At 43.0% G+C, this 26,175-nt stretch carries 24 protein-coding genes and 1 riboswitch; of the genes, 5 read left to right on the top strand and 19 right to left on the bottom strand.

The window, feature by feature from the left end; all coding sequences use genetic code 11:
• Positions 1 to 182: 182 nt before the first annotated feature.
• The 5 genes from PSU72_RS11480 to PSU72_RS11460 form a co-directional block, all read right to left on the bottom strand.
• Complete coding sequence (locus PSU72_RS11480; protein WP_300432665.1) at positions 183 to 416, bottom strand: hypothetical protein; 234 nt, start codon at positions 414 to 416, stop codon at positions 183 to 185.
• A gap of 321 nt (positions 417 to 737) precedes the next feature.
• Positions 738 to 1,307 (bottom strand): hypothetical protein, encoded by a 570-nt coding sequence (locus PSU72_RS11475; protein ID WP_300432663.1) that lies wholly within the window; start codon positions 1,305 to 1,307, stop codon positions 738 to 740.
• 70 nt (positions 1,308 to 1,377) lie between these two features.
• A complete protein-coding gene (locus PSU72_RS11470) occupies positions 1,378 to 1,677 on the bottom strand; it encodes a HEAT repeat domain-containing protein (RefSeq protein WP_300432661.1) in 300 nt (99 codons plus the stop codon).
• Positions 1,678 to 1,720: 43 nt separating this feature from the next.
• Positions 1,721 to 2,425 carry an NrdJb gene (locus PSU72_RS11465; protein WP_300432659.1) on the bottom strand — a complete coding sequence of 235 codons (705 nt, stop codon included), beginning with the start codon at positions 2,423 to 2,425 and terminating at the stop codon, positions 1,721 to 1,723.
• A 133-nt stretch (positions 2,426 to 2,558) separates the two neighbouring features.
• Positions 2,559 to 4,724: an adenosylcobalamin-dependent ribonucleoside-diphosphate reductase gene (locus PSU72_RS11460; protein ID WP_300432658.1), complete on the bottom strand. Its 2,166-nt coding sequence runs from the start codon at positions 4,722 to 4,724 to the stop codon at positions 2,559 to 2,561.
• Between the two features lie 382 nt (positions 4,725 to 5,106).
• On the opposite strand from PSU72_RS11460, the gene waaA reads away from it, so the two are divergent.
• Positions 5,107 to 6,360, top strand: coding sequence for a lipid IV(A) 3-deoxy-D-manno-octulosonic acid transferase (waaA, locus tag PSU72_RS11455; RefSeq protein ID WP_300432657.1), 1,254 nt, complete (start codon positions 5,107 to 5,109; stop codon positions 6,358 to 6,360).
• A 14-nt stretch (positions 6,361 to 6,374) separates the two neighbouring features.
• Here the strand turns inward: waaA and PSU72_RS11450 are convergent, their stop codons facing one another.
• The 13 genes from PSU72_RS11450 to PSU72_RS11390 all read right to left on the bottom strand — a co-directional run bounded on the left by PSU72_RS11450 (position 6,375) and on the right by PSU72_RS11390 (position 19,473).
• Positions 6,375 to 6,965, bottom strand: coding sequence for a hypothetical protein (locus PSU72_RS11450; RefSeq protein ID WP_300432656.1), 591 nt, complete (start codon positions 6,963 to 6,965; stop codon positions 6,375 to 6,377).
• Between the two features lie 9 nt (positions 6,966 to 6,974).
• Positions 6,975 to 7,526 carry an isochorismatase family protein gene (locus tag PSU72_RS11445; RefSeq protein ID WP_300432671.1) on the bottom strand — a complete coding sequence of 184 codons (552 nt, stop codon included), beginning with the start codon at positions 7,524 to 7,526 and terminating at the stop codon, positions 6,975 to 6,977.
• A gap of 67 nt (positions 7,527 to 7,593) precedes the next feature.
• Positions 7,594 to 9,054, bottom strand: a complete 1,461-nt coding sequence (locus PSU72_RS11440) for a TolC family outer membrane protein (RefSeq protein WP_300432655.1) — start codon at positions 9,052 to 9,054, stop codon at positions 7,594 to 7,596.
• Between the two features lie 12 nt (positions 9,055 to 9,066).
• On the bottom strand, positions 9,067 to 9,750 hold the full coding sequence (locus PSU72_RS11435) for a protein-L-isoaspartate O-methyltransferase (protein WP_300432653.1): 684 nt from the start codon (positions 9,748 to 9,750) through the stop codon (positions 9,067 to 9,069).
• Between the two features lie 86 nt (positions 9,751 to 9,836).
• A complete protein-coding gene (locus PSU72_RS11430; RefSeq protein WP_300432652.1) occupies positions 9,837 to 13,013 on the bottom strand; it encodes an efflux RND transporter permease subunit in 3,177 nt (1,058 codons plus the stop codon).
• Between the two features lie 3 nt (positions 13,014 to 13,016).
• A complete protein-coding gene (locus tag PSU72_RS11425; RefSeq protein ID WP_300432650.1) occupies positions 13,017 to 14,081 on the bottom strand; it encodes an efflux RND transporter periplasmic adaptor subunit in 1,065 nt (354 codons plus the stop codon).
• A complete protein-coding gene (locus tag PSU72_RS11420) occupies positions 14,078 to 14,710 on the bottom strand; it encodes a TetR/AcrR family transcriptional regulator (protein ID WP_300432648.1) in 633 nt (210 codons plus the stop codon). The genes PSU72_RS11425 and PSU72_RS11420 overlap by 4 nt, the downstream gene beginning before the upstream one ends.
• Before the next feature lie 137 nt (positions 14,711 to 14,847).
• Positions 14,848 to 15,270 (bottom strand): EamA family transporter, encoded by a 423-nt coding sequence (locus PSU72_RS11415; RefSeq protein ID WP_300432647.1) that lies wholly within the window; start codon positions 15,268 to 15,270, stop codon positions 14,848 to 14,850.
• 44 nt (positions 15,271 to 15,314) lie between these two features.
• Positions 15,315 to 15,827 (bottom strand): DUF1003 domain-containing protein, encoded by a 513-nt coding sequence (locus PSU72_RS11410; RefSeq protein WP_300432646.1) that lies wholly within the window; start codon positions 15,825 to 15,827, stop codon positions 15,315 to 15,317.
• Positions 15,828 to 15,864: 37 nt separating this feature from the next.
• Positions 15,865 to 16,638 (bottom strand): hypothetical protein, encoded by a 774-nt coding sequence (locus PSU72_RS11405; RefSeq protein WP_300432644.1) that lies wholly within the window; start codon positions 16,636 to 16,638, stop codon positions 15,865 to 15,867.
• 6 nt (positions 16,639 to 16,644) lie between these two features.
• Positions 16,645 to 18,297, bottom strand: coding sequence for a phosphoethanolamine--lipid A transferase (locus PSU72_RS11400; protein WP_300432643.1), 1,653 nt, complete (start codon positions 18,295 to 18,297; stop codon positions 16,645 to 16,647).
• A gap of 90 nt (positions 18,298 to 18,387) precedes the next feature.
• Entirely contained in the window at positions 18,388 to 19,077 is a 690-nt protein-coding gene (locus PSU72_RS11395) for a phosphatase PAP2 family protein (protein WP_300432641.1), read from the bottom strand.
• A 249-nt stretch (positions 19,078 to 19,326) separates the two neighbouring features.
• On the bottom strand, positions 19,327 to 19,473 hold the full coding sequence (locus PSU72_RS11390) for a hypothetical protein (protein ID WP_013149397.1): 147 nt from the start codon (positions 19,471 to 19,473) through the stop codon (positions 19,327 to 19,329).
• 209 nt (positions 19,474 to 19,682) lie between these two features.
• Positions 19,683 to 19,802: riboswitch (TPP riboswitch) on the top strand.
• A gap of 63 nt (positions 19,803 to 19,865) precedes the next feature.
• Here PSU72_RS11390 and thiC point away from each other — a divergent pair.
• Positions 19,866 to 21,761 (top strand): phosphomethylpyrimidine synthase ThiC, encoded by a 1,896-nt coding sequence (gene thiC, locus PSU72_RS11385; RefSeq protein ID WP_300432640.1) that lies wholly within the window; start codon positions 19,866 to 19,868, stop codon positions 21,759 to 21,761.
• A 360-nt stretch (positions 21,762 to 22,121) separates the two neighbouring features.
• Positions 22,122 to 23,765 (top strand): hypothetical protein, encoded by a 1,644-nt coding sequence (locus tag PSU72_RS11380; protein ID WP_300432638.1) that lies wholly within the window; start codon positions 22,122 to 22,124, stop codon positions 23,763 to 23,765.
• A gap of 52 nt (positions 23,766 to 23,817) precedes the next feature.
• Here the strand turns inward: PSU72_RS11380 and PSU72_RS11375 are convergent, their stop codons facing one another.
• Complete coding sequence (locus tag PSU72_RS11375) at positions 23,818 to 24,000, bottom strand: hypothetical protein (protein WP_300432637.1); 183 nt, start codon at positions 23,998 to 24,000, stop codon at positions 23,818 to 23,820.
• Between the two features lie 410 nt (positions 24,001 to 24,410).
• On the opposite strand from PSU72_RS11375, the gene PSU72_RS11370 reads away from it, so the two are divergent.
• Positions 24,411 to 25,649, top strand: coding sequence for a pseudouridine synthase (locus tag PSU72_RS11370; protein WP_300432636.1), 1,239 nt, complete (start codon positions 24,411 to 24,413; stop codon positions 25,647 to 25,649).
• Between the two features lie 47 nt (positions 25,650 to 25,696).
• Positions 25,697 to 26,089, top strand: coding sequence for a YidB family protein (locus tag PSU72_RS11365; RefSeq protein WP_300432635.1), 393 nt, complete (start codon positions 25,697 to 25,699; stop codon positions 26,087 to 26,089).
• Positions 26,090 to 26,175: the final 86 nt, after the last annotated feature.

Below are 26,175 nucleotides of genomic sequence, written 5' to 3'. Positions count from 1 at the left end.
CAAACCTGTCGGAAAATGCAAAAATAACTTGACGGAGTGCCTCAGGGCGCGAAGCGGACGAACAATTGATCAGAGATGGTCAACTTTGATCGTGATCTCCCAACGGGCATCTGTGAGTGAGTCGCTAGGCATTCAAAATGCCTTTGGAGCGTGACCACTCAAGCAACTGAAAGAAGGCTTTTTTACTTTGATAGGTAATAGTCTGCCACTTTTTCCTCACTAATTTCCAAATTTGCAGAGGCCAAATCTTGGGAATAGTTCGGTGTCACTGTGTAATCATGGTAATGATAGCTATCGGTTGTCTGGACAAAGACCAGTTTTCCAACGATATTCTCATAAGAATAAGCGTCATAAATCTCATTTGATATTTCTAAGTTTCTGACAAATTCCAAATGCTCTCTTGGGTTCGACTTCATGGATTCTCCTGAATTAGTTTAAATCGCATTCTAGAATTGTTAGGCTATTTTTGGTTATTTATTTTGCTAACTAAATCAGAATTCATTTTACACAACATTATCATTCTTGCAATCTAACACCAATTGCGGGTGTCTGTTATGGGCCGCTAATCGCCAATTTCTCTAAGTGCAAAGTCCGGCCCTGAGTGACTTTTACGACCGTCTACTACTGGGCTTCATAATCACACTTCTTCAAAGCCGACATTGATAATCATCACTGCCGACCCTTTTGAGACTGTCGGCTTTCTACATAGTAGTCCCGCTTGTATGATGTTTTAGGTCTTACTTGCATTCAGCTGCATGTGCAGACTTTTCTAACACTCGTTCATAATTAGTATCTACTCTATTTTTCAAATCAAAAATTTCTGTTATGCATTTGCTATCTCCAATGTTGTACGTTACTTCGTAAATATGGTTAAGCTTGGGAGTAAACTCACCCCCTACAAGGCAAACACCTCCTCCAGTGAACCCTTGTACATACCCAGTTGATAAGTAAGTACCAGGGGAGTAATACCCCATTTTGTAAAGTAAAGGCTCATCAGCTTTTACTACAATTTCTGTTTTGGCCTCTTTTGAAAATTGCTCACCTAAAGGTAATGACAAGTCCTTTCTATTGTGGGAAATGGCAATACCATTTAATGAAGCTACTAAAATGCTATTCTCTAGTTTAGTAGCGCAAAAATCTTTATCAGAATTAAAAAAATACACGTTGATATTTTTGTATCCAATATCTATTTTCGAAGCAAATCTTACTTTCGCAGTTCCTACAATTGGCTCTGGATTTTTGTATGTTGACACGCATCCACTCAATAAAAAGTTAGATAAAATAAATAGCAAAATTTCTTTTTTCACAGCCTTAGTCCTAACGTTTGAATTAAGGGGCGCCGTTAGGCGTCCCGCTTGAATGATGGGTTAGGCATTTTCATTCTTTGCTTGGTAACAAAAGCCATGGTTCGCGTTTAATAACAGCCTTGGCATATTGCCCTAATGTGTTTGGCTGGGATTGGTACTGGGCGGCATAACTAAGGCCTCGTTTACTATCAATTTGGTAAATGGATTGCAGTGCATCTCCGCGAAAATAGTCAATTTCAGACTCATCAGACAAAATTGCCTCAAGTGTTGGCATCGCGGCACGTTCGTTGATGTAGCCAAGTGCGCCAATCGCGTAGCGACGACGCTTCATATCTTTATGCTTAACTGCTTCGCAGATAGCTGGAACCATGACCTTTACCTACAAAAAAGGAGCCGAAGCTCCTTTTTCTAATTTATCCGCACTTACTTTCACCGCAATTCAAACAAGTTAAACATCCGTCCATCACTATCGATGCTTTGGTATTACACTTATTGCAAAGCTGTGCGCCTTTTGGAAAACCTTCTGCGCTCATTTCTTCACCTGATTGGGCATGTTTCTCTAAGTATTCTGCTTTTTTCTCAGACACTAATTTTTGCTGATGCTCATCTAAACCTGGTTTTTTCAACATGCCGATTTCTTGCAAGTGTTGTTCTACCACTTCGCCGATTTCTGCTACTAAACTAGGTACGAATTTGCCGCCTTTTTTAAAGTAGCCGCCTGATGGTTCGAACACGCTTTTAAGTTCTTCTACCAAGAACGTGACATCGCCACCTTTACGGAACACCGCAGACATGACGCGTGTTAGCGCAACTATCCATTGAAAGTGTTCCATGTTTTTAGAGTTGATGAAAATCTCGAACGGGCGACGGTGCTCTTGTGGCGTGTCTTCGTTCATGATGACATCGTTAATAGTGATGTAGAGCGCGTGCTCGGTCACTGGTGTTTTAATTTTGTAGGTGTTGCCTACTAGTTTGTCTGGGCGGCTGAGTGGCTCACCTAGTTGCACGATTTTACTTGCGGCTTCTTTTTGCGCTTGCGCGTCTGCCGCGGCTTTGGCTTTATCTTCTTCATTCACTAGCGCGTAGCCAACGATTTTCTTTTCAATTTTAACTGCCATTTTTTTCTCCTTTTGTTGTCATTCCGACGGAGGTCGGAATCTAGCGTCTTTAAAACCACTGGATTCCGTGTCGAGCACGGAATGACAATCTAAATTTATCTAGCCCAAGGTTTACCTAGCTTAAGCCCACTTATTAGAACTTCCCGTAGTAACCTTCTTTTAAGGCATCGTACAGGTTAGCGGCTGAGTGAATTTCACCATCGTATTCAATCTCTTCGTTGCCTTTTACTTCAATTTCAGCGCCGTCATCTAGCGTGAATTTGTAAGTGGTATTTTCTAAGTCTTTTTCAGTTACTAACACGCCTTGGAACGCTTCAGGGTTGAATCTAAACGTTGTGCAGCCTTTTAAGCCTTTGTCGTAAGCATAGAGGTAGATGTTTTTGAAATCTTCAAAATCATAATCTGTAGGCACGTTAATGGTTTTTGAAATTGAGCTATCAATCCATTTTTGCGATGCAGCTTGAATATCCACGTGCGCTTTGGCTTGAATAGTGGATGAATCTAAGAAGTAATCAGGCAACTTTTCATCTTCTTTATCGCTAAACGGCATAGCTTTTGAGTTAACCAATTCGCGGTAAGCGAGCAATTCATAAGAGAATACATCGACTTTCTCTTTAGATTTTTTGCCTTCACGAATCACGTTACGTGCATAGTGGTGCGCGAATGATGGCTCAATACCGTTACTTGCATTGTTTGCTAGTGAAAGCGAAATAGTGCCAGTTGGTGCAATTGAGCTATGGTGCGTGAAGCGTGAGCCTTTAGTGGCAATTTGGTTACGCAAGCCTTCTGGAAACTGCTGCATATAACGGCTGTATTTACCCAACAACACTTTACCTGTGATTTTTTGGCCGACTTTAATGCCATCTGCCGCCATTTCTGGACGTTTTGCTAGCATGTCAGCAGTCACTTCAAATTTCTCATCCATTAGCGGTGCAGGGCCTTTTTCTTCAGCTAATTGCACACCTACGTTCCAGCCTTCTTCTGCCATCACGCGCGTCACTTCATCAGTGAATTTAAGTGAATCTTCTTCACCGTATTTCATTTTCATCATCGTCAGGCTTGAACCTAAGCCTAAGTAGCCCATACCGTGACGGCGTTTGCGCATAATTTCATCGCGCTGTTGTTGCAATGGCAAACCGTTGATTTCAACCACGTTATCTAGCATACGTGTAAAAATCGCGACCACTTCGCGATATTCTTTCCAGTCAAAATACGCTTCGTCAGTGAATGGTTTTTTCACAAAACGCGTTAAGTTCACAGAGCCTAATAAGCATGCGCCGTAAGGTGGCAGTGGCTGTTCGCCGCATGGGTTAGTTGTGCGGATATTTTCGCAGAACCAGTTGTTGTTCATTTCGTTTACGCGGTCAATTAAGATAAAGCCTGGTTCAGCAAAATCGTAAGTGCTGGACATAATCACATCCCACAAACGGCGTGCTTTGATAGTTTTATACACGCGACAAGCCACTTTGCCAGCATCTACGCCATCTAATTTAGTGAGGTATTTACCTTTAATTGGCCACTCACGCCAAACCACTTGCGCTAAATCATTAGTGTTTAAACCATCGATAATTGCTTCTTTTTCTGTCACTGGGAAAGCGAGCTTCCACTCACTGTCCGCTTTTACCGCCTCCATAAATTCTTTAGTGATTAGGCATGACAAATTGAATTGGCGTAAGCGACCGTTTTCACGTTTTGCTTTAATGAAGTCAGTGACATCTGGATGTGAAATATCAAATGTTGCCATTTGCGCACCACGACGACCACCCGCGCTAGACACGGTGAAGCACATTTTGTCGTAGATATCCATGAAAGAGAGCGGACCGCTTGTGTAAGCGCCAGCACCAGCCACAAACGCGCCTTTTGGACGCAATGTTGAAAACTCGTAACCAATACCGCAACCTGCTTTTAGAGTTAAGCCAGCTTCGTGCACTTTGCCTAAAATGTCATCCATGCTGTCTGAAATCACGCCAGACACTGTGCAGTTAATGGTTGACGTCGCTGGCTTGTGCTCTAAAGCACCAGCGTTTGAAGTAATACGACCTGCTGGAATCGCGCCACGACGCAATGCCCATAGAAACTTCTCATGCCATTCTTCACGCTTGCCTTCGGTGGTTTCTACATCCGCCAAAGCACGTGCAACGCGTGCATATGAAGCGTCGATATCAGCATCAACATGTTCGCCAGCTTTAGTTTTTAGGCGATACTTTTTATCCCAAATATCCAGCGACACCGGCTGAATTGGAATTTCTTTTTCAGAATCTGGTTTTGACTCGGTTGCTGATTCGACTGCTTTTAGCATGGATGCCTCTCCTAAACGGTAGACTTGTGCGCTATTTATTAGAACATTACGCTAAGTCTGTGATTTTCAATTAAAAACTATTATTCTTTTGGTATTCTTGTGAAAAATACACGTCTTAAACACAACATGTTGTGCCTAGAGCAGCAATTTATGCCTTTATTTTGTGGACGTCAATACTAATTTTACGTATCTTTTTGCACCATTTTGGTGAGATTTTCTTACAAATGAGGCCTGTATTTGCGTTGAGATAGGGTGAGCAATCACTCACCTATGTTTTCTTAATGTAAAAAATATAAAAATAAATTTCTCGCAAAAACGATATGTTTATGCGTGTGCTGGTTTAGACAAAAACAACGGGGCGCAATTTGTGAGAAAATACGCTATGAATCGTTTTTTATACTCGCTGCTGCTTTATTTAGTGCTGCCTTTTGTGCCACTCAAATTACTTTGGCGCGGCCTCAAACAAGCTGAGTATCGTCAACATTGGTTAGAGCGGTTTGGCTTTTATACATTAATAGTAAAAAAGCCCGTGATATGGCTGCATTGCGTTTCGGTGGGTGAAACGCGCGCTGCGGCACCGCTCATTAACGCGCTGCTTAACCAATATCCGAATCATCAGCTGTTACTTACCCACACCACGCCAACAGGCCGCGCAACAAGCGAGCAACTATTTGGCGATAAAGTAATACGTGTTTATTTGCCTTACGACTTGCCATTTGCCGTAAAAGGCTTTTTAACGCACTTTAAACCTACACTTGGCATGCTGATGGAGACTGAGCTTTGGTTTAATCTGATTGCTGGTGCTAAGGCACGAAACATTCCCTTGCTGCTAATCAACGCAAGGCTCTCAGAGAAATCTGCCCGCGGTTATCGCAAATTAAGCAGCCTTGTTCATGAAGGCTTACAAAGCTTATCTGCCATTGCCGCCCAAACTGAACAAGATGCTGAACGCTTAATACAACTTGGCGCAGGCAATGTAAGCGTGGTCGGTAATTTAAAATTTGAGGTGCATCCACCAGAAGATGCGGTTACTCGAGGGCAGCAATTGCGAGATTTACTTGGCAGCAATCGCCCAGTATTTTTAGCGGCCAGTACGCGTGAAGGTGAAGAGAGCATTATTTTAGATGCTGTAACGGCGCTCAAACTTCCGCACTTACTTACCGTTATCGTGCCACGCCATCCACAACGTTTTAACGAGGTTGAGGCATTGCTACAACAGCGCCAGTTAACTTACCAACGGCGCTCGGCACTCGTTCAAACAGCAAATACTGATACGCGATTTATCCTAGGTGACAGCATGGGCGAGTTGTTCAGTTATTACGCCAGCGCTGATATTTGCTTGGTGGGCGGCAGTATATTGCCATTCGGCGGGCAGAACTTAATAGAAGCGATGCGTATGGCCAAGCCTGTGCTGATTGGCGAACATACGTTTAACTTTACCGAGGTTTCGGAGCGTGCCATTGCGCAAAATGCCGCTTGGCGCGTAAAAGATCCACAAGAAATGCAGCAAGCGATTGAAACTTTGCTAGAAAACCCACAACAACAATTTGAAATGGGTCAGGCAGGGCTGGCTTTATGTATGAGCTCGCAAGGCGCTACGCAAAAGACTTTAGCGATCATTGCGACTTATATTTAATCACGCAGCTGCAATCAACTAACGCTAAGCTCCGTCACATAAACCACTTCGCAAGCGCCCGCGCCTGTGTCGTCTCGCGTGAGCGAGCTGCGCCAATGCCAACCATCAGCGCGTTTTGCTTCGACTAACTGACCTTTAATACTGACAATCTGCCCTGGACGTATTTTGCTGAGTTGCCGCCTGATGCTATCGTTGGCTGGAATAATATGTGTGTTGGCAGCATGAATTTCAATCTCACGTTGTGGAATGGGAAACTCATCGACATGCCAATAAAAGAAGCGGTTACCTTGAGTAATCTTAATTTTACTTAGCACTGCTTCATCTGACATTGGCCCCCAGCCTAGCGCTAAATCAGTTGGCGACAATTCCGCCTCTGTACCCATGAAATAATCTTCTGTTGATAGCACTCTTGCTTTAATTGAATACTCAGCCAGCGGCGTGAGTGTGAAGCCGTTAAACTGAAAGTCTGCAGTGCCTGTGCTAGTTTGAATGGGTTCGTCAGGTGCAATTTCACCCACGCCATGCACAACGGGGCGGTGTTGATGATGTTTGTAAGCACCAAAGGCCAGCAGACACATCAACACTAATAATAACTTCTTATTCATCAAGAAATTTTAACGAATAAGTTTGCTAATAGCTTTGAATGCGTCACCTTCCGCAATGCCTAGCCATTCAAATACGATAGATTCGGTATTGCTAATGATGCAGCCTGCTTCGCGCATTCTTGCCAGCGCATTAGCTTTATTGACTGGGTTGCGTGAAATCACCGCGTCCTCCGCCACAAACACCTGCTTACCCACACTTGTTAAATCTAGCGCAGTTTGCAAAACGCAGATATGTGCCTCCATGCCAGCAAGTACGATTTGCGAATGATCACGTGTGAGTTGACGACTAAATGTTGGCTCTGCCATGCATGAGAATGAGAGTTTTTCTACTGGTTTCACGTTTGGCAGCATCGCCAATAGCTCAGGCACGGTATGCCCTAAGCCTTTAGGATACTGCTCGGTGATGATTGTGGAGACAGCTAAGAGCTTTGCGGCTTGCGCTAATATGCCCATATTTTTAATAGTGGATTGCAACTCATCTTGCGGCATGGCGGTGATGAGGCGCGTTTGCGTATCCACAATCACAAGCTGACTTAAACCCGCGCTTAACTTCAAAGACATTTTTGTCATAGGTTTAATAAACTAATAGATTGATTCAATGATAGGCTTTTTAAATTAACACAGATTGTTAATGCACTAATTGTTGATTAATATCTATCAAATCAGCCTCAGCAAGCACACCAGAAGCGGATTTCAGACGAATAATATTCACCAGATAGTTATAACGCGCTTGCAACAAATCACGTTTCGCACTGAATAGTTGTTGTTCAGCATTCAACACATCTACACTCGTACGTACACCCACTTCATACCCCAACTTGGTCGAATCGACTTGGCTTTGGCTACTGATTAAGGCCTGCTCTAAAGCCTTAATTTGCGCAATCGTAGTGCTCAAATTGAGGTATGCACGCTGTGTTTCTAGTGCAGCTTGCCTGCGTGCGATTTCTACATCATCTTGTGCTTTTTGCTTATTCAGCACTGCTTGACGAATTTTTGAGCTGGTCGCGCCACCTTGGTACAAAGGGATTTGCAACTGCAAACCTATTGTCCCTGTTTTAAGGTCATTACCAGTGCTAAAAACTGAAGCACTGCCTGTGGCATAAGATTCCGAGACACTGGCAACAGCGTCTAAAGTAGGTAAATGCCCAGCTTTTGAACGATCAATTTCTTGGTCTGAAAATTTAAGTGCATCTTGCTGGATTTGTATATTGAGATTATTTTGTTCAGCGACTTCCAACCATTTATCCATACCTTGCGCTAAAGCATTGGGCTGAATATCGGCTCTTACCGTAGCAAGCTTTTGCGGCAATTCACCTGTAATGGCTTGCACGCTGCGTTGCGCGATTTGATATTCGTTCACTGCAGCAATCTCTTGCGCAACGATTAAATCATACCGTGCTTGTGCCTCGTTGACATCGGTAATCGTCGCTCTACCAACATCAAAATTGGCTTTGGCCTGCTCTAGCTGGCTTAATATTGCAGTTTTCTGTGCACCTATCAAATCAATTTTGTCTTGCGCAATTAACACATCAAAATAGCTTTGAGTGGTACGTAAAATCAGGTCTTGCTTGCTCAGATGCAATTGTTTATCCGCTCGGCTCACTTGAGTCAGCGTTTGATCCATTTGCACCAGATTTTGCTTGCGGTAGATGGGCTGACTAGCTTCGATGCCAGCTTTGTAGGTTTCGAAATTAGACTGCCCGGGCACTGCACTAGAGTTTAAATAACGAATATCCGTTTTAACTGCATTGGCTTCTGCATTAAAGTTGACGGTAGGGCGATACAGCGCCTTACCTTGCTCAATAATTTCTTGTGCGGCTTGGTTAGCACTTAAAGCTGAAGCTAAAGTAGGATCGTGCGTTACGGCTTGGTGATATAAATCGAGTAAAGAGATAGTGTTGTCGCGCATACTCACGGCACTGATGACCGCTGGCCGCGCCACAACCGCTGACTCAGCCACTACTGTTAAGTTTTTTGTTATCTGCATCTTTGCAGCAAGCGCAGATTCAGAAACCGATAAAGTCATACAAGCTAGAAAAACTGCACGGTGTAACCGTTCTAAATGGTGTGTCCGTGCTAACTTGTACATTTATTACTCTCTTTAAAACTCAAATTTAACAGATTGTGGGGCATTCACTAGTGGCGGCAAGCAGGTTTCAAAAAGTGTTTCTTTACGGCTACTACCTTCACTCACACGCTGCGTAAGCGTGGCTTGCATAATTGGCATTTCACCAACCACAGCAAACATACGACCACCAATATTCAACATTTGTTCAGCGGCGCTTGGGTGTAATTGCAAAGAGCCTGCAAATACGATGACATCGTACGTCTTATCCGTGGTGTAACCACTGAAAGCATCAAGTACATAGAAAGTCACATTGTGGATATTTTGCTTTTGTATGCGAACTTCCGCTTGTTGAGAGAGCTCTGGAATGATTTCCAAAGCATCTACATGTTTTGCAAGTTTGGCAATCAATGCAGTTAAATAACCACTACCAGTACCGACCAGCAATACTTTATCGGTTCTTTTGATGTTAAGCGCCTGTAAGATGCGACCTTCGATTTTTGGTGAAAGCATGGTCTGACCATGGCCAATCGGCAACTCCACATCGGCAAAGGCTAGGCCTAGTTGTGACTCATCAATGAAGTCTTCACGGTGCACTTCGCCTAGCAAGTCCAGCACAACTGGATCTAGCACTTCCCATGTGCGAATTTGCTGCTCTATCATGTTGAAGCGCGCTAAGTCTATTGACTGATTTTTAGTGGTTTGTTGTGTTTGTGTCATGGCAAATATTTTCCTATCAATTTCTTAATATTATAACGCATGCGCGTGCTGTACAAACTGTTGATTAAACTAGCTTTTAACACTTGTTAGACCTCAGCTGGCACTTTTACTCTAAACCAAGCAGCATAGAGCGCGGGCAGAAACAATACCGTTAACAATGTCGCCACTGCTAAACCACCCATAATCGCCACCGCCATCGGGCCAAAGAAGACGCTTTGCGTGAGCGGTATCATGGCTAAGATCGCCGCCGCTGCAGTGAGAACAATAGGTCTGAAACGACGTATGGTAGATTCAATAATCGCTTGCCACTCGGGCATGCCAGATGCTTTATCTTGATCGATTTGGTCTACTAAAATCAAAGAGTTACGCATAATCATGCCAGATAGCGCAATAGTACCCAGCATCGCCACGAAACCAAATGGCTTATCAAATGCCAGTAATGCAATAGTGACGCCAATCAAACCCAATGGCGCGGTGAGCAAGACTAAAAACACCCGTGAAAAACTTTGTAATTGCAAAATCAACAAGGTCAGTACAACCACTAAAAATAGCGGGAATCCTTTCGCTACTGACGCACCACCTTTAGCTGACTCTTCCACTGCGCCGCCTGTTTCTAATGTAATACCTAGCGGCAAACTCGCTTTGATTTCGCTCAATTTCGCTTCAATTTGCGCTGATGCCACAGGAGCTTGCATATGACCACGCAAATGCGCACGCATGGTGATAGATGGCACACGATTGCGTCGCCACATCACCCCTTCTTCAAACTCTGAAGTAATCGTCGCAATTTGCGATAACGGCACGCTGGTGCCATTTTGCGTATTAATCATCAAGTTTGGCAGGCGTGATAACCTAGTGCGTTCGACCTCATCACCGCGTGCCACTAAATCAATACGTTCATTACCTTCCCTGAACTCAGTGATGTAGAGCTCGCTCATCGCGCCATTCAACATATTGGCAATATCAACCGAACTAACCCCTAGCAAACGCGCTTTTGATTGATCGATAGACACTTTCATGACCTTACTTGGCTCTTCCCAGTTCAACTGCACATTAGACAAATTAGGGTTTACACGCATAATATCTGCGACCTTGTGCGAGATTTCTCGAATCTTAGGGAGGTCATTTCCACTGACACGGAATTGCACAGGAAAGCCAACTGGCGGGCCGTTTTCCAAACGCAATACCGATGCTCTTAACGAAGGGAAATCAGTTTCAAACAGCTTTAATAAGTCGCTACGCAAAGCTTCACGCTCTTCTAAGTTTTTAGTCAGAATAACAAATTGTGCAAAGCCTCTATGCGCCAATTGAATATCCAAAGGCAAGTAATATCTTGGGCTACCTATGCCTACATAAGCCACAAAGTTATCAAGACCAGCCAGATGTTTGCCGTGTCTATTTTTATCCCACTGCTGTAACCAGCTTTCCAGCTTTTTGACTTCATCGTTGGTCGCTTGATACGAAGCGCCTTCAGTTAAGCGTAAATCCACAGTAATTTCTAAGCGCGTTGAATCAGGAAAGAACTGTTGCTGCACTTGACTAAAACCTGCAATCGACAAGACAAACATCAAGAGCGTGATGGCAATGACAGTCTTACGATAACGCACACATGTGGTCAGTAATTGACGGAAACCGCGATAAAACTTGGTGTTATAAATATCGTGATGGTGATTATCATCAACTGTTTCAATCAAACCAAGCTTGCTTCTAAGCCATAATTTAAACTTTGAAGGTTTAGGCGCATGCGTATAATCAGGCAACAAGTGGTAGCCCAAATAAGGTACAAATATTACTGCAGCAAACCATGAAAGTATTAGCGCAATTGCCGACACTTGGAAAATTGAACGGGTATATTCACCAGTTGAAGAAGTGGCGGTTGCAATAGGCAAAAATCCTGCAACAGTTACCAACGTGCCCGTCAGCATAGGCATAGCGGTTGAGGTATAGGCGAATGAGGCTGCTCGCACTCTATCCCAACCTTGCTCCATTTTAGAGGCCATCATTTCTACTGAAATAATCGCATCATCCACTAGCAAGCCCAGCGCTAAGATTAATGCGCCTAATGATATTTTATGCAGCCCAATATCAAACGAACTCATCACAAGAAATGTCGCTGCTAGCACTACAGGAATCGAAATCGCCACCACAATACCAGTGCGCCAGCCAAGCGATAGTAGGCTTACAGTGAGCACAATCACCAAAGCTTCAATCAAAGACTCCACAAAGTCATTCACAGAGTTTGTGACGATTTTTGGTTGTGAAGTCACCGTTTCAAAGCTCAAACCCACAGGTAAGTTTTGCTGAATTCTGGCTATTTTTTTATCCAGCTCATGCCCAAGCGCAATCACATCGCCACCTTGACGCATACTCACACCGAGCAATAATGTTTCCTTGCCGTTATAGCGCACGGTACTTGTCGGTGGATTTTCGTAGCCTCGATAAACCCGCGCAACATCGCCCAACCTAAAGTCTTGGTTGTTTGCTCGCAACCTAATTTCACGTAACTCTTCTAGCGTGTTGTATCGACCAGAAACCTCAACACGAATGCGTTCTTTGGGTGAATCAAATGTACCGCCTCTAACTACGGCATTCTGTGTTTGCAATATGCCAATCAACTGTGTGGTACTGATACCTAAGGTAGAAAGTTTGGCATTCGATAACTCTATAAAAATACGTTGTTTACGCTCACCAAAGAAATCTACTTTTGCAACATCAGGCGTATTTAAAATCTCAGCACGAATAATCTCGGCCTGTTTTTTTAGTGCAAAGTTATCAAAACCATCGCCCGTGAGCGCATACATGCTGCCATACACATCACTAAATTCATCATTAAAAGTGAGGCTTTCAATATTTTGTGGCAGCGTGTTCCTAATATCACTGATTTTTTTGCGCACCTGATACCAAATCTCAGGAATGTCCTTTGAAACTGTATCGTCTTTAATCACAACAAAAATCATCGACTCACCTGGTCGAGAAAAGCTACTGGTATTGCCTAAATGCGGCACTTCTTGAATTTTCTTTTCTAGCTTATCGGTAATTTGCTGTTCAACTTCCTCAGCACTCGCGCCTGGCCAAGTGGTGTGTACTAGCATGACTTTAAAAGTAAATGGCGGATCTTCTGACTGGCCTAACTTAGTATAAGCAAGTAGGCCAGAAATAGTGAGCATCAACATCATGTACAGCACCAAGGTTTGATGTTTTAGCGCCCATTCTGAAAGATTGAAGCGTGATGAAGCTGCTGGCTGTGTGTCTTGGTAGCTCATAAATTACTTAGACTCAGCCAATTGTGGCTTTACCTTTTGGTTTTTAATCAAGGTATGCACGCCAGCAACAGCTACCATTTCATTGGCTTGCAAGCCACTTTTAATCACTACTCCCGCTTCGGTAAACTGACCTGTCGTCACCTCACGAGTATTAGCAATATTATTTTTATCAATTACCCATACCGTGTTTTTTCCGTTGATTTGTGTAAGCGCGGTTGAAGGAATAATGATTTCATTGGCATCATCTTCTGCGAATCTAACCCCTGCTGTCATACCCAGTTTTACGGCTTCATCCGCATCACTTATGGTGACACGTACATCAAATGCACGTGTTGAAGAGTCCGCTGCCGGCGCCACTTCACGCACATGCCCTAGGTAGGTTTTCGCTCGGTCAGCCCATAGTTTTATAGCGACTTTATCGCCCACCTTTAACTTGGTCATTTTAGATTCAGGCACAGCCACTAGCACTTCAATTTGCTTGGTATCGACGATTTGCGCAATCACCGCGCCCACCTCCACTACTTGACCCGGTTCAGCATGAATCTGTGTCACCACACCATCTCTGTCCGCAATTAAAGCCGTGTAACGTGATTGATTTCCCGATACGGCAGCTTGCGCTTTCACCTGCTGCAAACGGGCTGCCGAGGTTTTCAGCTCCGCTTCACGCAAGTCTAAAGCTGATGCAGAAATGAATTTTTTGTTGAATAAGGTACGCTGACGCTCAACCTCAGCTTGTGCTAAACCATAACTGGCTTCTGCTGCGCGCACATCGGCCGACGCTGCTTGTGCGCTCAAATTTGTATCTGTCGCATCTAAACGCACTAACAATTGACCCTTTTTAACTTGGCTGCCAACGTCTACTTTGCGTTCAATAATTTTGCCGCCAATTCTAAAACCCTGATTCGACTCATAACGTGATTTCACTTCACCAACTAATACCATCGCATTATTCGCTGCTGATTCACCTGCAATCACAACTAGTGCAGGTCTTGGCGGTGGTGGTGGTTCAACTGGTTTTTGGCAAGCAGCAAGCAATAAGCCGATGCTGAGTATGATTAATTTTTTCATGTTGGTTCTCTTAAAAGTCCGCGTATCAGCACTGTTTGCATTAATTGCAAACGCGCTGAAATATCTGTCCAATTCACCCACTTATCGTTCGCCATGTTGATTTCTAGGGAACAAATACCATGTACACCAGCCCAAATAACCTGAGCAATCAAATCTACGTCTTGTAATTCTTCTTTAAAACGACCGGCTAAATACACATCATTGACGACTGTTTTTAGCAAAAAATACGCATCTTGTTCGGCATTGTTTTTCTGTAAGCTAGACTTTTCTGGGTCGCAAGGGATGCGCTCTGCCATAAACATTAAGCGATAGTGATTGGGGAAAGATAAAGCAAAATCGGCATAGCCGTATCCCAATGCTTGCATGCGTTCAACAGGATCTTCGATCTGCAATATGGTATTTAAGCTTGTAGCGAGCGCCAACATATCAACGTCTAGAATTGCGCGCAGTACAGCTTCTTTATCTGCAAAGTGCAAATAAATGCTGGTGGCAGAGTAGCCGATGCGCTTAGCGATTTCACGCATAGTGACGGCCTCAACGCCGCGCGTAACGAATAAATCGCGCGCAGCATCAATAATCAATGTGCGTAATTGCTGACGTTCTGCTTCTGTTTTTGGTTTTGGCGGCATAATAAAATAATTTACTTAACGTCGTTAAGTTAACACCGTTAAGTAAATGCTGTCAACTCATATTTGTGGCTTTAACACCTGTAAAGGCTTATAAGTGTGAGACAGGGTAAGTGTGAAAATTAAAGTTTGAGATATTGTTACTTCTTGGCTATAACAAATAATCCCGCGACAATAAGCAGTGCACCGAGTATAAGGCGTAAAGTAATAGCCTCTTTGAGCAGCCACCAAGCCAGTAAAATAGCGATAACTACACTACCTTTATCGATCAAGGCCACCGTGGCAACATCCCCAACTTTCAGGGCTTTGTAGTAGAAAATCCACGAGCCCGCAGTAGTAATACCAGAAAAACCTAGCCACATATAATTCACTTTTTGTAGCGATTTTATTTCCGCAGGGTCAACTGCCATCGCTGCAAAAACCAATACAAATACGCACACAAAAATGGTACGAACCGTTAAACCTAACTCTGCTGAAATCCCTGCTAAACCCTGCTTAGCCACTACAGAAGTAAAGCCTGCAAAAAACATTGAAATAATTGCGTAGACTACCCAGCGCTCCATTTTAATCTCGCCTCTCTAATGACTATTAGTAGAACGATCTGCCACTAGATTTTTGCGGCCATGAGTTTAGTGGCTTCTTCTAATTTTTCAGTTAATTCTGAAATACGCGCATCTACGTTTTGAATAGCCACTTCGGCTCTCACATTTACTTCATGATCAATTTCAGCATCCAGTCTATCACGTGCACTTTGACGATTTTGCGACATCATAATAATAGGCGCTTGAACTGCTGCCAACATTGAAAGTACAAGGTTTAGGAAAACATACGGATATGGGTCAAACGCTTCGTGCCTAGGGCCGAGAATTTCGGTATTTAAGAACGCCCACAATAACAATGCTGACAGGAAAAATATGATAAACGACCATGATCCAGCCACTTTAGCCACACCATCCGCAGCTTGCTGCCCAATCGTACGATGATCTACATACTCTTGGTTGACATCACGCACGTCATCCATGTGCTCCAGCATCTTGGCGATTTCTTCGCGCTGCGCTCTTGAGAGTTCATTCCATTTCTTTTCAGCAATTACTTTTGCGATATTGTTGTGTTCTTTCATGCAATCTTTTCCTAATAATTAGCGTTTAAGCTTGGTATCAATGCTTAGCACTTGCTGCTGCCCGTTGTGGAAAGAACAAAATACAAGCGAGGATCATCAAAACAAGGCTAGCTGAAGCCGAATATCGACTTAATGCAAGTCCGCCTGCGCTGAAGGGCTTATCAAGAAAGTCACCAACAACTGCACCAAGTGGACGAGTTAGAATAAATGCAGACCAAAATAAAAATGTTCTGGATAATTGGGTGAAATAGTAAGCGATAACAATCACCGCCAATAAGCCTCCAAAAATTAAAGCCGCACCTAAATAGCCTAGCCCTGCCGTATCGGCCGTCCAATCGCCCAGCGCTGTGCCTAATGTTTGTGAAAACATAATGGTGACCCAATAAAACATTTCGGCCTTGGGTGAATTCAGAGTGCTGACTGAAACAGAACCCATTGTTTTATACCAAACAGCTAACGAGGCCAACAACAGCCCAAATAACAGCGTTGAGCCACCTGTGTAACCAATGCCTAAAGAACGTGTTGCAAAATCTGCAAGCGTAGTACCCACAGTAGTGGTGGCAATAATTGTTATCCAATACAAGAATGGATGGAATTTACTGGCTTTAATTTGTGCGACAACGGCAACCAAGAAGAGGCCTGCGAATATCAATGTACTGAGTAAATAACCCAGATTCATAGACATCGACAAAGCATCGCCTGCGGTTTCACCGAGCGTAGTGGCTAGAATTTTTATGAGCCAAAAAACTAAGGTAAGTGCTGGAACCTTGCTGACTGCATCCTCAAGACTTAATGCATTACTCGCACTCATGCTTGCTTACTGCGCATTATTCGTTAGCGTTGGATTCTGCATTAACATACCTTTTTTGGCTTCGCACATTTTCGTATCCAGCTTAAATGTTACCAATAAGGTACAAAACAAGTCATCCTGGCTCAAAGCCTCATCTTTATGCGGCAAAAGTTGTTCTTTTTTGTAATCAAAATTCTTACCCATCCAAATAATTCCAGGTACGTGAGTTTGCTCTTTAGGCGCCACCATATAAGGTGCCGAATGCAAGTAAATACCGTGCTCACCCAGAGACTCGCCATGATCGCTCACGTACAACATGGCGGTAGCACGCTCATCATCATATTTTTTAAGGAAATCAATCACGTTTGATAAGAAATAATCGGTGTACAAAATGGCATTATCGTAACTGTTATCAATTTCTTCGTGCGAGCAGTCTTTCAACTCGCCCGTCGTACAGACAGGTTTAAATTTCTCAAACTCTTTGGGATACCTTTTGTAATACTCAGGTCCATGATTACCCATTTGATGAAACACGATGAGAATATCTTTACCTTTGCGTGCTTCAATATATTGTTCTAAACCTGTCAACATGCCAATATCACGGCATTCACCCTCACAAACCGGGTTTAATGTTGGCGTTCTAAAATCCTCAACTTTTAATCGAGTCGCGACGCCTTTAGAGTCGGAATTATTATCTCGCCATAAGATTTCTACACCATGCGCAGCCAATACATCTAAGGCGTTTTGCTGATTCAAAGCGGTTTCTTTATCGTAAGCTTTTCTACCTAGCGCTGAGAACATACATGGCACAGACACACTGGTTGAAGTGCCGCAAGAGCTTACATTACTTAAGCTGACTACGCCTTGCTGGGTAAGCATAGGGTTGGTATCTTTGTGATAACCATTGAGTGAAAAGCGATCTGCCCGAGCCGTTTCGCCCACCACCATGACCATCAATTCAGGCTTTCCGCTCGAGCTTAGTTTCTTGGCATCTTGCGCAATGTGTTTTAGTGGCACCACTTTGGCAATATTAATTTGCTGATCTACATACTTAACAATTGAATAAGTTGAATAGATTGGATTGGTATAAAAACGTGTGGCTTTATGCTGCCTAATAAAAGAAGCATAGCCGCCTGAGAACGGCGCAACCACCACAATAAGCAATAATAACAATATGCCTAATACACGTAATCTAGGCAGAATCTCAGCAAACCCACGCTCTGATTTTGGAAAATACTTAATCACTAGCCAAGCTGGAATTATGCCAAGTAGCACTGTTCTCACCACAAGACTCACAGTCAGCAAGCCAGCAAACTCTCGCACATCTGTTTGCATAATGTTGTCTAACATACTGACATCTACTACCACGCCAAACTTATCCATGTAGTAAGCGGCTTGAGACACTATCAACAAATAGATAGCCAAAATCCATCGCGTCGCTTTACCGTGGCAAATGAGTAAAAAGAAAATCGCGGTGACTAATGAAAAGAATACCGTTAGCGACAATATGAATGGCAGATTACTTAATGTTAGTGGGTAATTTTCTACAATTCTGCCAAATAGCGCCAAATTGCCAGTCAGCATCATAAATGCAACTACAAGAAAAATACCGCGCGTTTGACTGGAAGTCTTGTTAAACGGTGAAGTTAGCTTCTTTAAAATATTTGGAAATGAAATCATTTAATTTTTCTTAAAATTATTTTTCGATAATGGATAAGTGTCTGAATCATAACACCTGAAACTTACGACTAGCTGACATCAGATTGCAGCCTAATCTTGAGCTGCAAGTGCCTTGGGCGACCACACCAGATATTGCGCAAGTAATATCATCCAGACCACCCAGGCCGTCCACAAATTGTGCGACATAAAATGTGCACCGCGCATCATTTGTCCCCAACCCATGGCAAAGCCAAACAACAGACCTAATAGCAGACCTGCATTTGCTAATTTTGGTAGTGAATCTCTAAACCCAAAATAGATTGCAATCAAGGCAAACCCACCGCTAGCATGTCCGCCTGGAAAACAATGCCCCATTTCGGCAGCCGCTGGCAAATGACCAAAAAGTGGAATCCAAGGCTGGGTACCGCCGTATGGCAATAAATCCCAAGGGCAACTGTGCATACTTAGACGTTTTAATACTGAAATAGCACTGGTAGAAATCACCATTGCTATAAATATCCACAAAAACTGGCGATGGTAAACCTTAGACCAATGACTACCATTCTGGCTTTTAAATACAACACCCCAAATTTTCAAACCGAAAATCCAAAAACCCAGCATCATCAAACTCACTACTATCATTAGGTTTCTTAAGCCTTTGTGCATCACACTTTCCAAAAAGCCGTCATTCTTTAATGGAAACACCAGCGCATGCGTGTCATAAAAAGGCTGAATCAACCATGCATCTAAACTTGTGTGTGGGTAAAGAAAAACCAGCAGTAGTCCCGCTATGACAGGCAAGGCTATATGAGGCAACCAAAATGACCGCTGCCAAAAAACTCGTTGGAAGTTGCTATTATTCAATTTAATGATGGAGTCAAATGATGAGCTTTAAATAAAAGCGAAATAGGCTGTACTTAAATACAGATTAACCTAATTAAACCATGTTAAAGATGCTTTAAACCAGCCTTTATAGCTACGGCAATTACTGATTGCGGCAAAGCCCAGTTTAAATTTGGCTTAATTTGAATTTGCGGGAAGTTGCATCCACTACAAATACAGCACTACTGGGAATACCGTGACAGCCAATACCAATATGACCCATTCCATGCCCCAGCGCTCTAGTTGGCCAGTAAAATGAAAAAATAGCGTAACAATGGCGACTAGGTAATAAAGAAGATACAGAATTAAAGCCATAAAACCCCCCGACCTTTTTATATTTATTTAATTATTGAACATTATAGCAATAACATTCATCAATGCTGATGATTTAATACCATTTTTTACAATTTCTGTTTTTAACATTATTGCTATAAAGTTATTAAGAAATAAGCACTTAAATTGCTATTACTCGTCACACTTAAAATATTATGACTTGCTATTATTGACGAATTAGCGTAATTTTCGTTCATTGCTAGGGGTCTATATTTTAGATTAATTCATTATATTAATTTAAAGCATAGTGAGAAACACCCTTTGAACCTGACGCGGGTTATGCCGCCGTAGGAAAGCATGCAATGTGTCGCTGCTAAATCGTGGTGTACGCATCTGATGCTTTTCTATGTTGAACCAATCTATAGGAAAGCACAATGAACGCCACCGATAAGAATCTACAAAAAAACCTCGCTAAATTTGTGAGTGAAACTGCGGAAATTGATCCCGCAACTAAATTACCATTCGCTAATTCACGTAAAGTCTATGTACAAGGCTCACGTCCTGACATTCAAGTACCATTTCGTGAAATTTCATTAAGCGATACGCCTTCACAATTTGGCGCTGAAAAAAATCCGCCAGTGGTTGTTTACGATACTTCTGGTCCATACACAGACCCAACTGTGGACATCGACATTCGTAACGGCTTGCCAGCAATGCGCGCACCATGGATTATGGAACGCGGCGATGTTGAGCAATTAGATGGCCCAAGTTCAGAGTTTGGTCATCAACGCCTAGTTGACCCTGAATTGGCAGAAATGCGTTTTAACTTGCACCGCAAACCATTGCGTGCAAAAGCTGGCGCAAATGTCAGCCAAATGCACTATGCACGTAAAGGCATTATCACGCCTGAGATGGAATACATCGCTATTCGCGAAAATCAACGCCGTGAGGGCATGAGCGAATTGCTACTTAAACAGCACGAAGGTCAAAATTTTGGCGCGAGCATTCCTAAAGTCATCACCGCAGAATTTGTGCGTAGTGAAGTCGCGCTTGGCCGTGCGATTATCCCAGTGAATATTAACCATCCAGAAATAGAGCCTATGATTATCGGCCGTAACTTCTTGGTAAAAATCAACGCTAACATTGGTAACTCTGCGCTAGGTTCTTCAATTTCCGAAGAAGTTGAAAAAATGGTGTGGGGTACACGTTGGGGTGGCGATACCGTGATGGATTTATCTACAGGTAAAAACATTCACGAAACGCGCGAGTGGATTATTCGTAACTCACCAGTGCCAATCGGTACTGTGCCTATCTACCAAGCTTTAGAAAAAGTTAACGGCAAAGCCGAAGATTTAACTTGGGAAATCTTCCGCGATACATTGATTGAGCAAGCTGAACAAGGTGTGGATTACTTTACTATCCATGCAGGTGTACGTTTGGCTTACATTCCAATGACCGCAAAACGTATGACAGGTATTGTGTCACGCGGCGGTTCTATTATGGCGAAATGGTGCTTGGCGCATCATAAAGAGTCTTTCTTGTACGAGCATTTTGAAGATATTTGCGACATCATGAAACAGTACGACGTTGCCTTTAGTTTAGGTGATGGCTTACGCCCAGGCTCAATTTACGATGCCAACGATGAGGCACAATTTGCTGAATTGAAAACACTAGGTGAGTTAACGCAAATCGCTTGGAAACACGACGTGCAATGTATGATCGAAGGCCCAGGCCACGTGCCTATGCATTTAATTAAAGAAAATATGGAGCTTCAGTTAGAGCATTGTGGCGAAGCTCCTTTCTATACATTAGGCCCATTAACCACAGATATCGCACCGGGCTATGACCACATCACTTCAGGTATCGGTGCCGCCATGATTGGTTGGTACGGCTGTGCGATGCTTTGTTATGTAACACCTAAAGAACACTTAGGTTTGCCAGACAAAGAAGACGTGCGAGTTGGCATCATTACCTACAAAATTGCAGCACATGCAGCAGACTTGGCAAAAGGTCACCCAGGCGCGCAGATTCGTGACAATGCATTATCAAAAGCCCGCTTCGAATTCCGTTGGGATGATCAATTTAATCTTGGTCTAGATCCTGAAAAAGCTAAAGAATTCCACGACGAAACATTGCCACAAGAAGGCGCAAAACAAGCGCATTTCTGCTCTATGTGCGGCCCACACTTCTGCTCTATGAAAATATCGCAAGATGTACGCGATTACGCAGACAAGCTAGGTGTAAGCGGTGAAGAAGCGCTACACAAAGGCATGCAAGAAAAAGCCATTGAGTTTGTGAAAAAAGGTTCTGAAGTGTATCAAAAAGTTTAAATCCATTTCTTAGACAATAAAAAGCCAGCATCTGCTGGCTTTTTATTGTCAGTGCCCAAAGTTTTTTAAAAAAATACTATAACTAACCTACTAAATAATCCGATGCTATAAGCAATTTTCACTACTGTCATTCCGTGCTTGACACGGAATCCAGAGGTTTTTGCAATGTTGCTAAAGTCACTGGATTCCGATTTTCATCGGAACGACGGCAGTGAATGGATTGCCAGATTATTTAGAGGAGTAGCTATAGCCTTTTGATTGTAATTAAAAATTAGCCACATATAACTACTTTTATCAGCCATTTGATTTCACAGTAGCCACATTAAGCTGGTGTTTTAAATTAACCTTTCTGGCTGAGTTGTGAACAATATTGAATCCAGTATCGTTGCCGACTTTAGGCAAACCCTGCTTTGGCCAGTCCAGCTCATTTCAGAGTCAAATAGTCAAAAAATCCAACGCCCGTGGGATATTCTTAAAGCTGAAAACTGCCCTTGGCAAGAAATTCAGGATGAATTTTCACTAGCAAAACAATCTTTAAGTGAAGTGCGCTATCAAGAATTTGTCACTTTTATGCCGTTTGCACAGCGTTTTTTATACGGCGAAGGCAAACATGGGCGGGAGTCTGGTGGCTACGGCGAATCGCCTCTGCATATATTTTCACGCTCCGATGTTAATCAAGTACGCATTACGCTAAAACATGAAAAGGAACCTATCGTATTAAAAGTTGCACATATTGAGCTGTATTTTTTCTTTGACATAGACGTGGCTTTTTTAGCGCTCGAAGTCACAGGAAAGAACATTAAACTCAATCATGCTATGGATATTCTTTACCGCTTGGGGCGCACTTACCCCAATTATTGGGAAGAAAATGGCGACGCAGGTCATTGTGCAAAAAGTATTGAGTGGCTAGATAAACAAGGCAACGTACTTTCTCGCTCAGACTACCAAGACAAAGCTCGCTACTTAGCCTTTGTAAAAGACAACCACGTGCCTTGCGTTTCATTGCACTGGGAGTTTCTAATGCACCCTTTGGTGCAACACTATTCCAGCCAAGAAGGCCTAATTCGCTATCGTGAAATTGAATACCAGCGCATGCCACTAATGGCTTATCTAGCCTTTGAAGACATCAGCAAACTTACCCGTGGTGATTTGATACGCTTAGGTCTCGTCACCCAACCTTGGGATTCTGAAACACTACCGTTTACCGAAGAGTTTTTAAGCAACTTTGAACAAAAACACTGCTACGACCGCTATTGGGACAACAATAAACGCGACCTCTGGAGTAGCACACGCATTATGTGCACAGGGCAAAACTTCATTGTAGTCGGCAGTCAACAGCACCACGTGTACACCAACGACAAAACCGGCATCAAACGCAATTATCAAAACCAGTATTTCTTACTATTTTTAATTGCCCATTTCCAAAAAGCCGCGCTGTTAATGCTTTCAGACCGCATGGTGCAAGCCATTAGCCGCCTTAATATTGAAGATGAAGACTCCATCAAAGCATTTAGGCAAAGCATACGCAATGTCATGGGTGTATTTTTACGCTTTACCCACCGCTATTGGTTTGAAAGCGTATCTGACCAAGCCGTGGCAAAAGATGTATTTACCATGATGCATAAGCAATTGGACACCCTAGACCTGTTTAGAAAAACGCGTAGCCGCATTATGGATATGGCCGAGTATTTAGAAGGCGAAGAAATTAAACGTCAAGCAGATACCGTAGTAAGATTAACCGTAGTCACCATTCTAGGCCTAATTGGCAGCATGACTAGCGGCTTACTAGGCATGAATATTTTCGACTTCAGCCAAGCAAGCCTGATAGAAAAATTCAGCTATTTTATTGCCATCTTTATCCCAGTCGGCATACTCACGTTTTATACCGTAGTTAAATCGCGCAGGCTATCGCTGTTTTTAGATGCACTTTCAAATGAAAGTTCAGGCTTGTCATATAAGCTAAATAAATTAAAAAGTGTGTGGTTTGGCAAAGTAGAAGATTAAATATTCAACACTCTGCAGATAAGATAAACAACTTTTCCGGCAATATTAAGCACTAAATTGAGCGATAATTTAACTTAAAGCCCTTAGTCTCTTTAGATACTATCATTTCAACATCGTAATAAGGCGCGGGATACCAAACAGCCATCTCTTCCAACAACAAGTTGGATGCCCTGTTGCGATTTTGGCTTGCATCCGCTGCATTACTTTTCTTAGCCACTACTTTATTGAGAATCATTTTCTTCACCTCATTAAGATTATTGAGCATTTTTAATTCATTTAAAAATACTTACATAATGATGAGCTTGCAAAGACTATGCCAATAGCTTTAATAAAAGTTAATAAACTTAACCTATTGATTTATTGATAAAATTAAAAAATTAATGTATCAAGTCATGTTGATAGTTTAATATCAATGTTGAGTTATCGGCAAATTTTTGGCAGTCCTGGTCAAGTAAGGGTAACTCATTAGCCCACACATAATGCACCATCACATGATATGAATTGCTAATACTCTTTTTACAAACGCTATGATTGTAATCTTCTCCCAATAAGCTGTAACTCAGCATCAAGTACTTGTATTAATAAATAGAAACTAATTGCTATATTTTGTTAAAATAGCCTTACAAATTAAATGAATAGACTATTTTGACCACGATTAAACTGAATAAAAAATCTGATGACGCTCAAGTAAAGGCGAGTAAGCCGCCTGTGCGTCGCACCAATGCTGGTGTGCGCGACCGCAGCGTGGCACCACCTAAAGTAAATGTACCCGTTAGAGACGAACAGCCAACTGAAAGAAAAGCCGAAAGACCAGAACCTTCAAATCAAGCACCAGCTAGCGCTGGACAGCGCAACCATCGTTTTGATGGTAAACCGCGTGAAAATTCGCGTGATGATGATAGACAAAATGCGCGTCCAGCTTATTCAGCTAGGCCTACGGACGAAAGAGAACAAGCACCACGCCAAGCAAGACCGCAAGGTGTTGATACGCGCATTACGCCGCGTCCTGATAAAAATGAGCCGCAATATCGCCAAGCGCCACGCCGCGGCGGCAAGGTTCGTGATGGTTATGATGCAGCCAACACACCGCAATATGGCGCTGCTGCTAAAGCTGCGTATAAATCTACATCCATTAGTACTGAATTGCCTCGCCTTTCTAAGGTGATGGCAGAGCGTGGCATTTGCTCGCGTCGCGAGGCAGACGAGTGGATTATGAATAGCTGGGTGATGGTCGATGGCGTGATTATTGATACGCTGGGTACACGCATTAACCCAGATGCTGAAATTGTGATTAGTAGTTACGCACATGAAGTACAGGCTGAAACGGTCACGATTATTCTGCACAAACCGGTGGGTTATGTGAGTGGGCAGGCCGAAGATGGCTACCAACCTGCGATTGTGTTGGTGCACCCTGATAACGAATGGTTGGATGATCCTGAGTTAAATCAGCTCCACGAGCGCGAGTTTCAACGTAGGTATTTAAACGGCCTTGCGCCAGCAGGCCGCTTGGATATTGATTCTACAGGAATGTTAGTACTCACTCAGGATGGTCGCGTAGCACGCCATTTAATTGGTGAGGATTCAACGGTTGAAAAAGAATACTTAGTGCGCGTGGAAGGCACTTTGGATGACGACGGCTTAAAACGCCTCAATCACGGTTTAAGTTTAGATGGCGAAAAACTCAAGCCCGCAAAAGTCAGTTGGCAGAATGAAGACCAATTGCGCTTTGTACTGCGCGAAGGTAAAAAACGCCAAATTCGACGTATGTGCGAAATGGTAGGCTTGCACGTAGTTGGCTTAAAACGCGTGCGTATTGGAAGTGTTAATTTAGGTAAATTACCAGTCGGACAATGGCGTTACTTACGCAATGGCGAACGTTTTTAAGTTATGCTATTGCTAGTCATTTTTTGACGTTTATTAAGGGATAAATCATGAGTTTATTTGATGACGTAGCAGGCGCCGTAATGGGTAAGGTGATGGGTGGCAACCAAGGCGGAATGGCGCAAGTTGCCATGGAAATGTTTAATCAGCACGGCGGCTTAAATGGTGTTTTAGACAAATTCAAACAAGGTGGCTTAGGCGAATTAGCCGCTTCTTGGGTTGGTACAGGTGCAAACTTGCCAATTTCTGCTGAGCAAATTTCTAACGTTTTAGGTAGTGGCGCGATTGCTGAAATGGCAGCGAAGTTTGGCATTACGCCAGAAGTATTAAGCAACCAAATTGCACAACATTTGCCTGGTGTAATAGATAAAATGACGCCAAACGGCGAAGTTGGTGCTGATTCAGGCAACTTACTAAGCACGGTTTTGGGTATGCTTAAATAGGCATTGAGCGCAGATTAAGCATTGAAAAAAGGGCGAGGTATCGCCCTTTTTTTTGAGTAAAAGCTTTAACTGACGCTTTGCAACAA

Source organism: Methylotenera sp. (genome assembly GCF_029945535.1).
GTDB lineage: Bacteria > Pseudomonadota > Gammaproteobacteria > Burkholderiales > Methylophilaceae > Methylotenera.
Note: the sequence above shows the minus strand (reverse complement) of the source record. Positions and strands in the feature narration are given on the sequence as shown.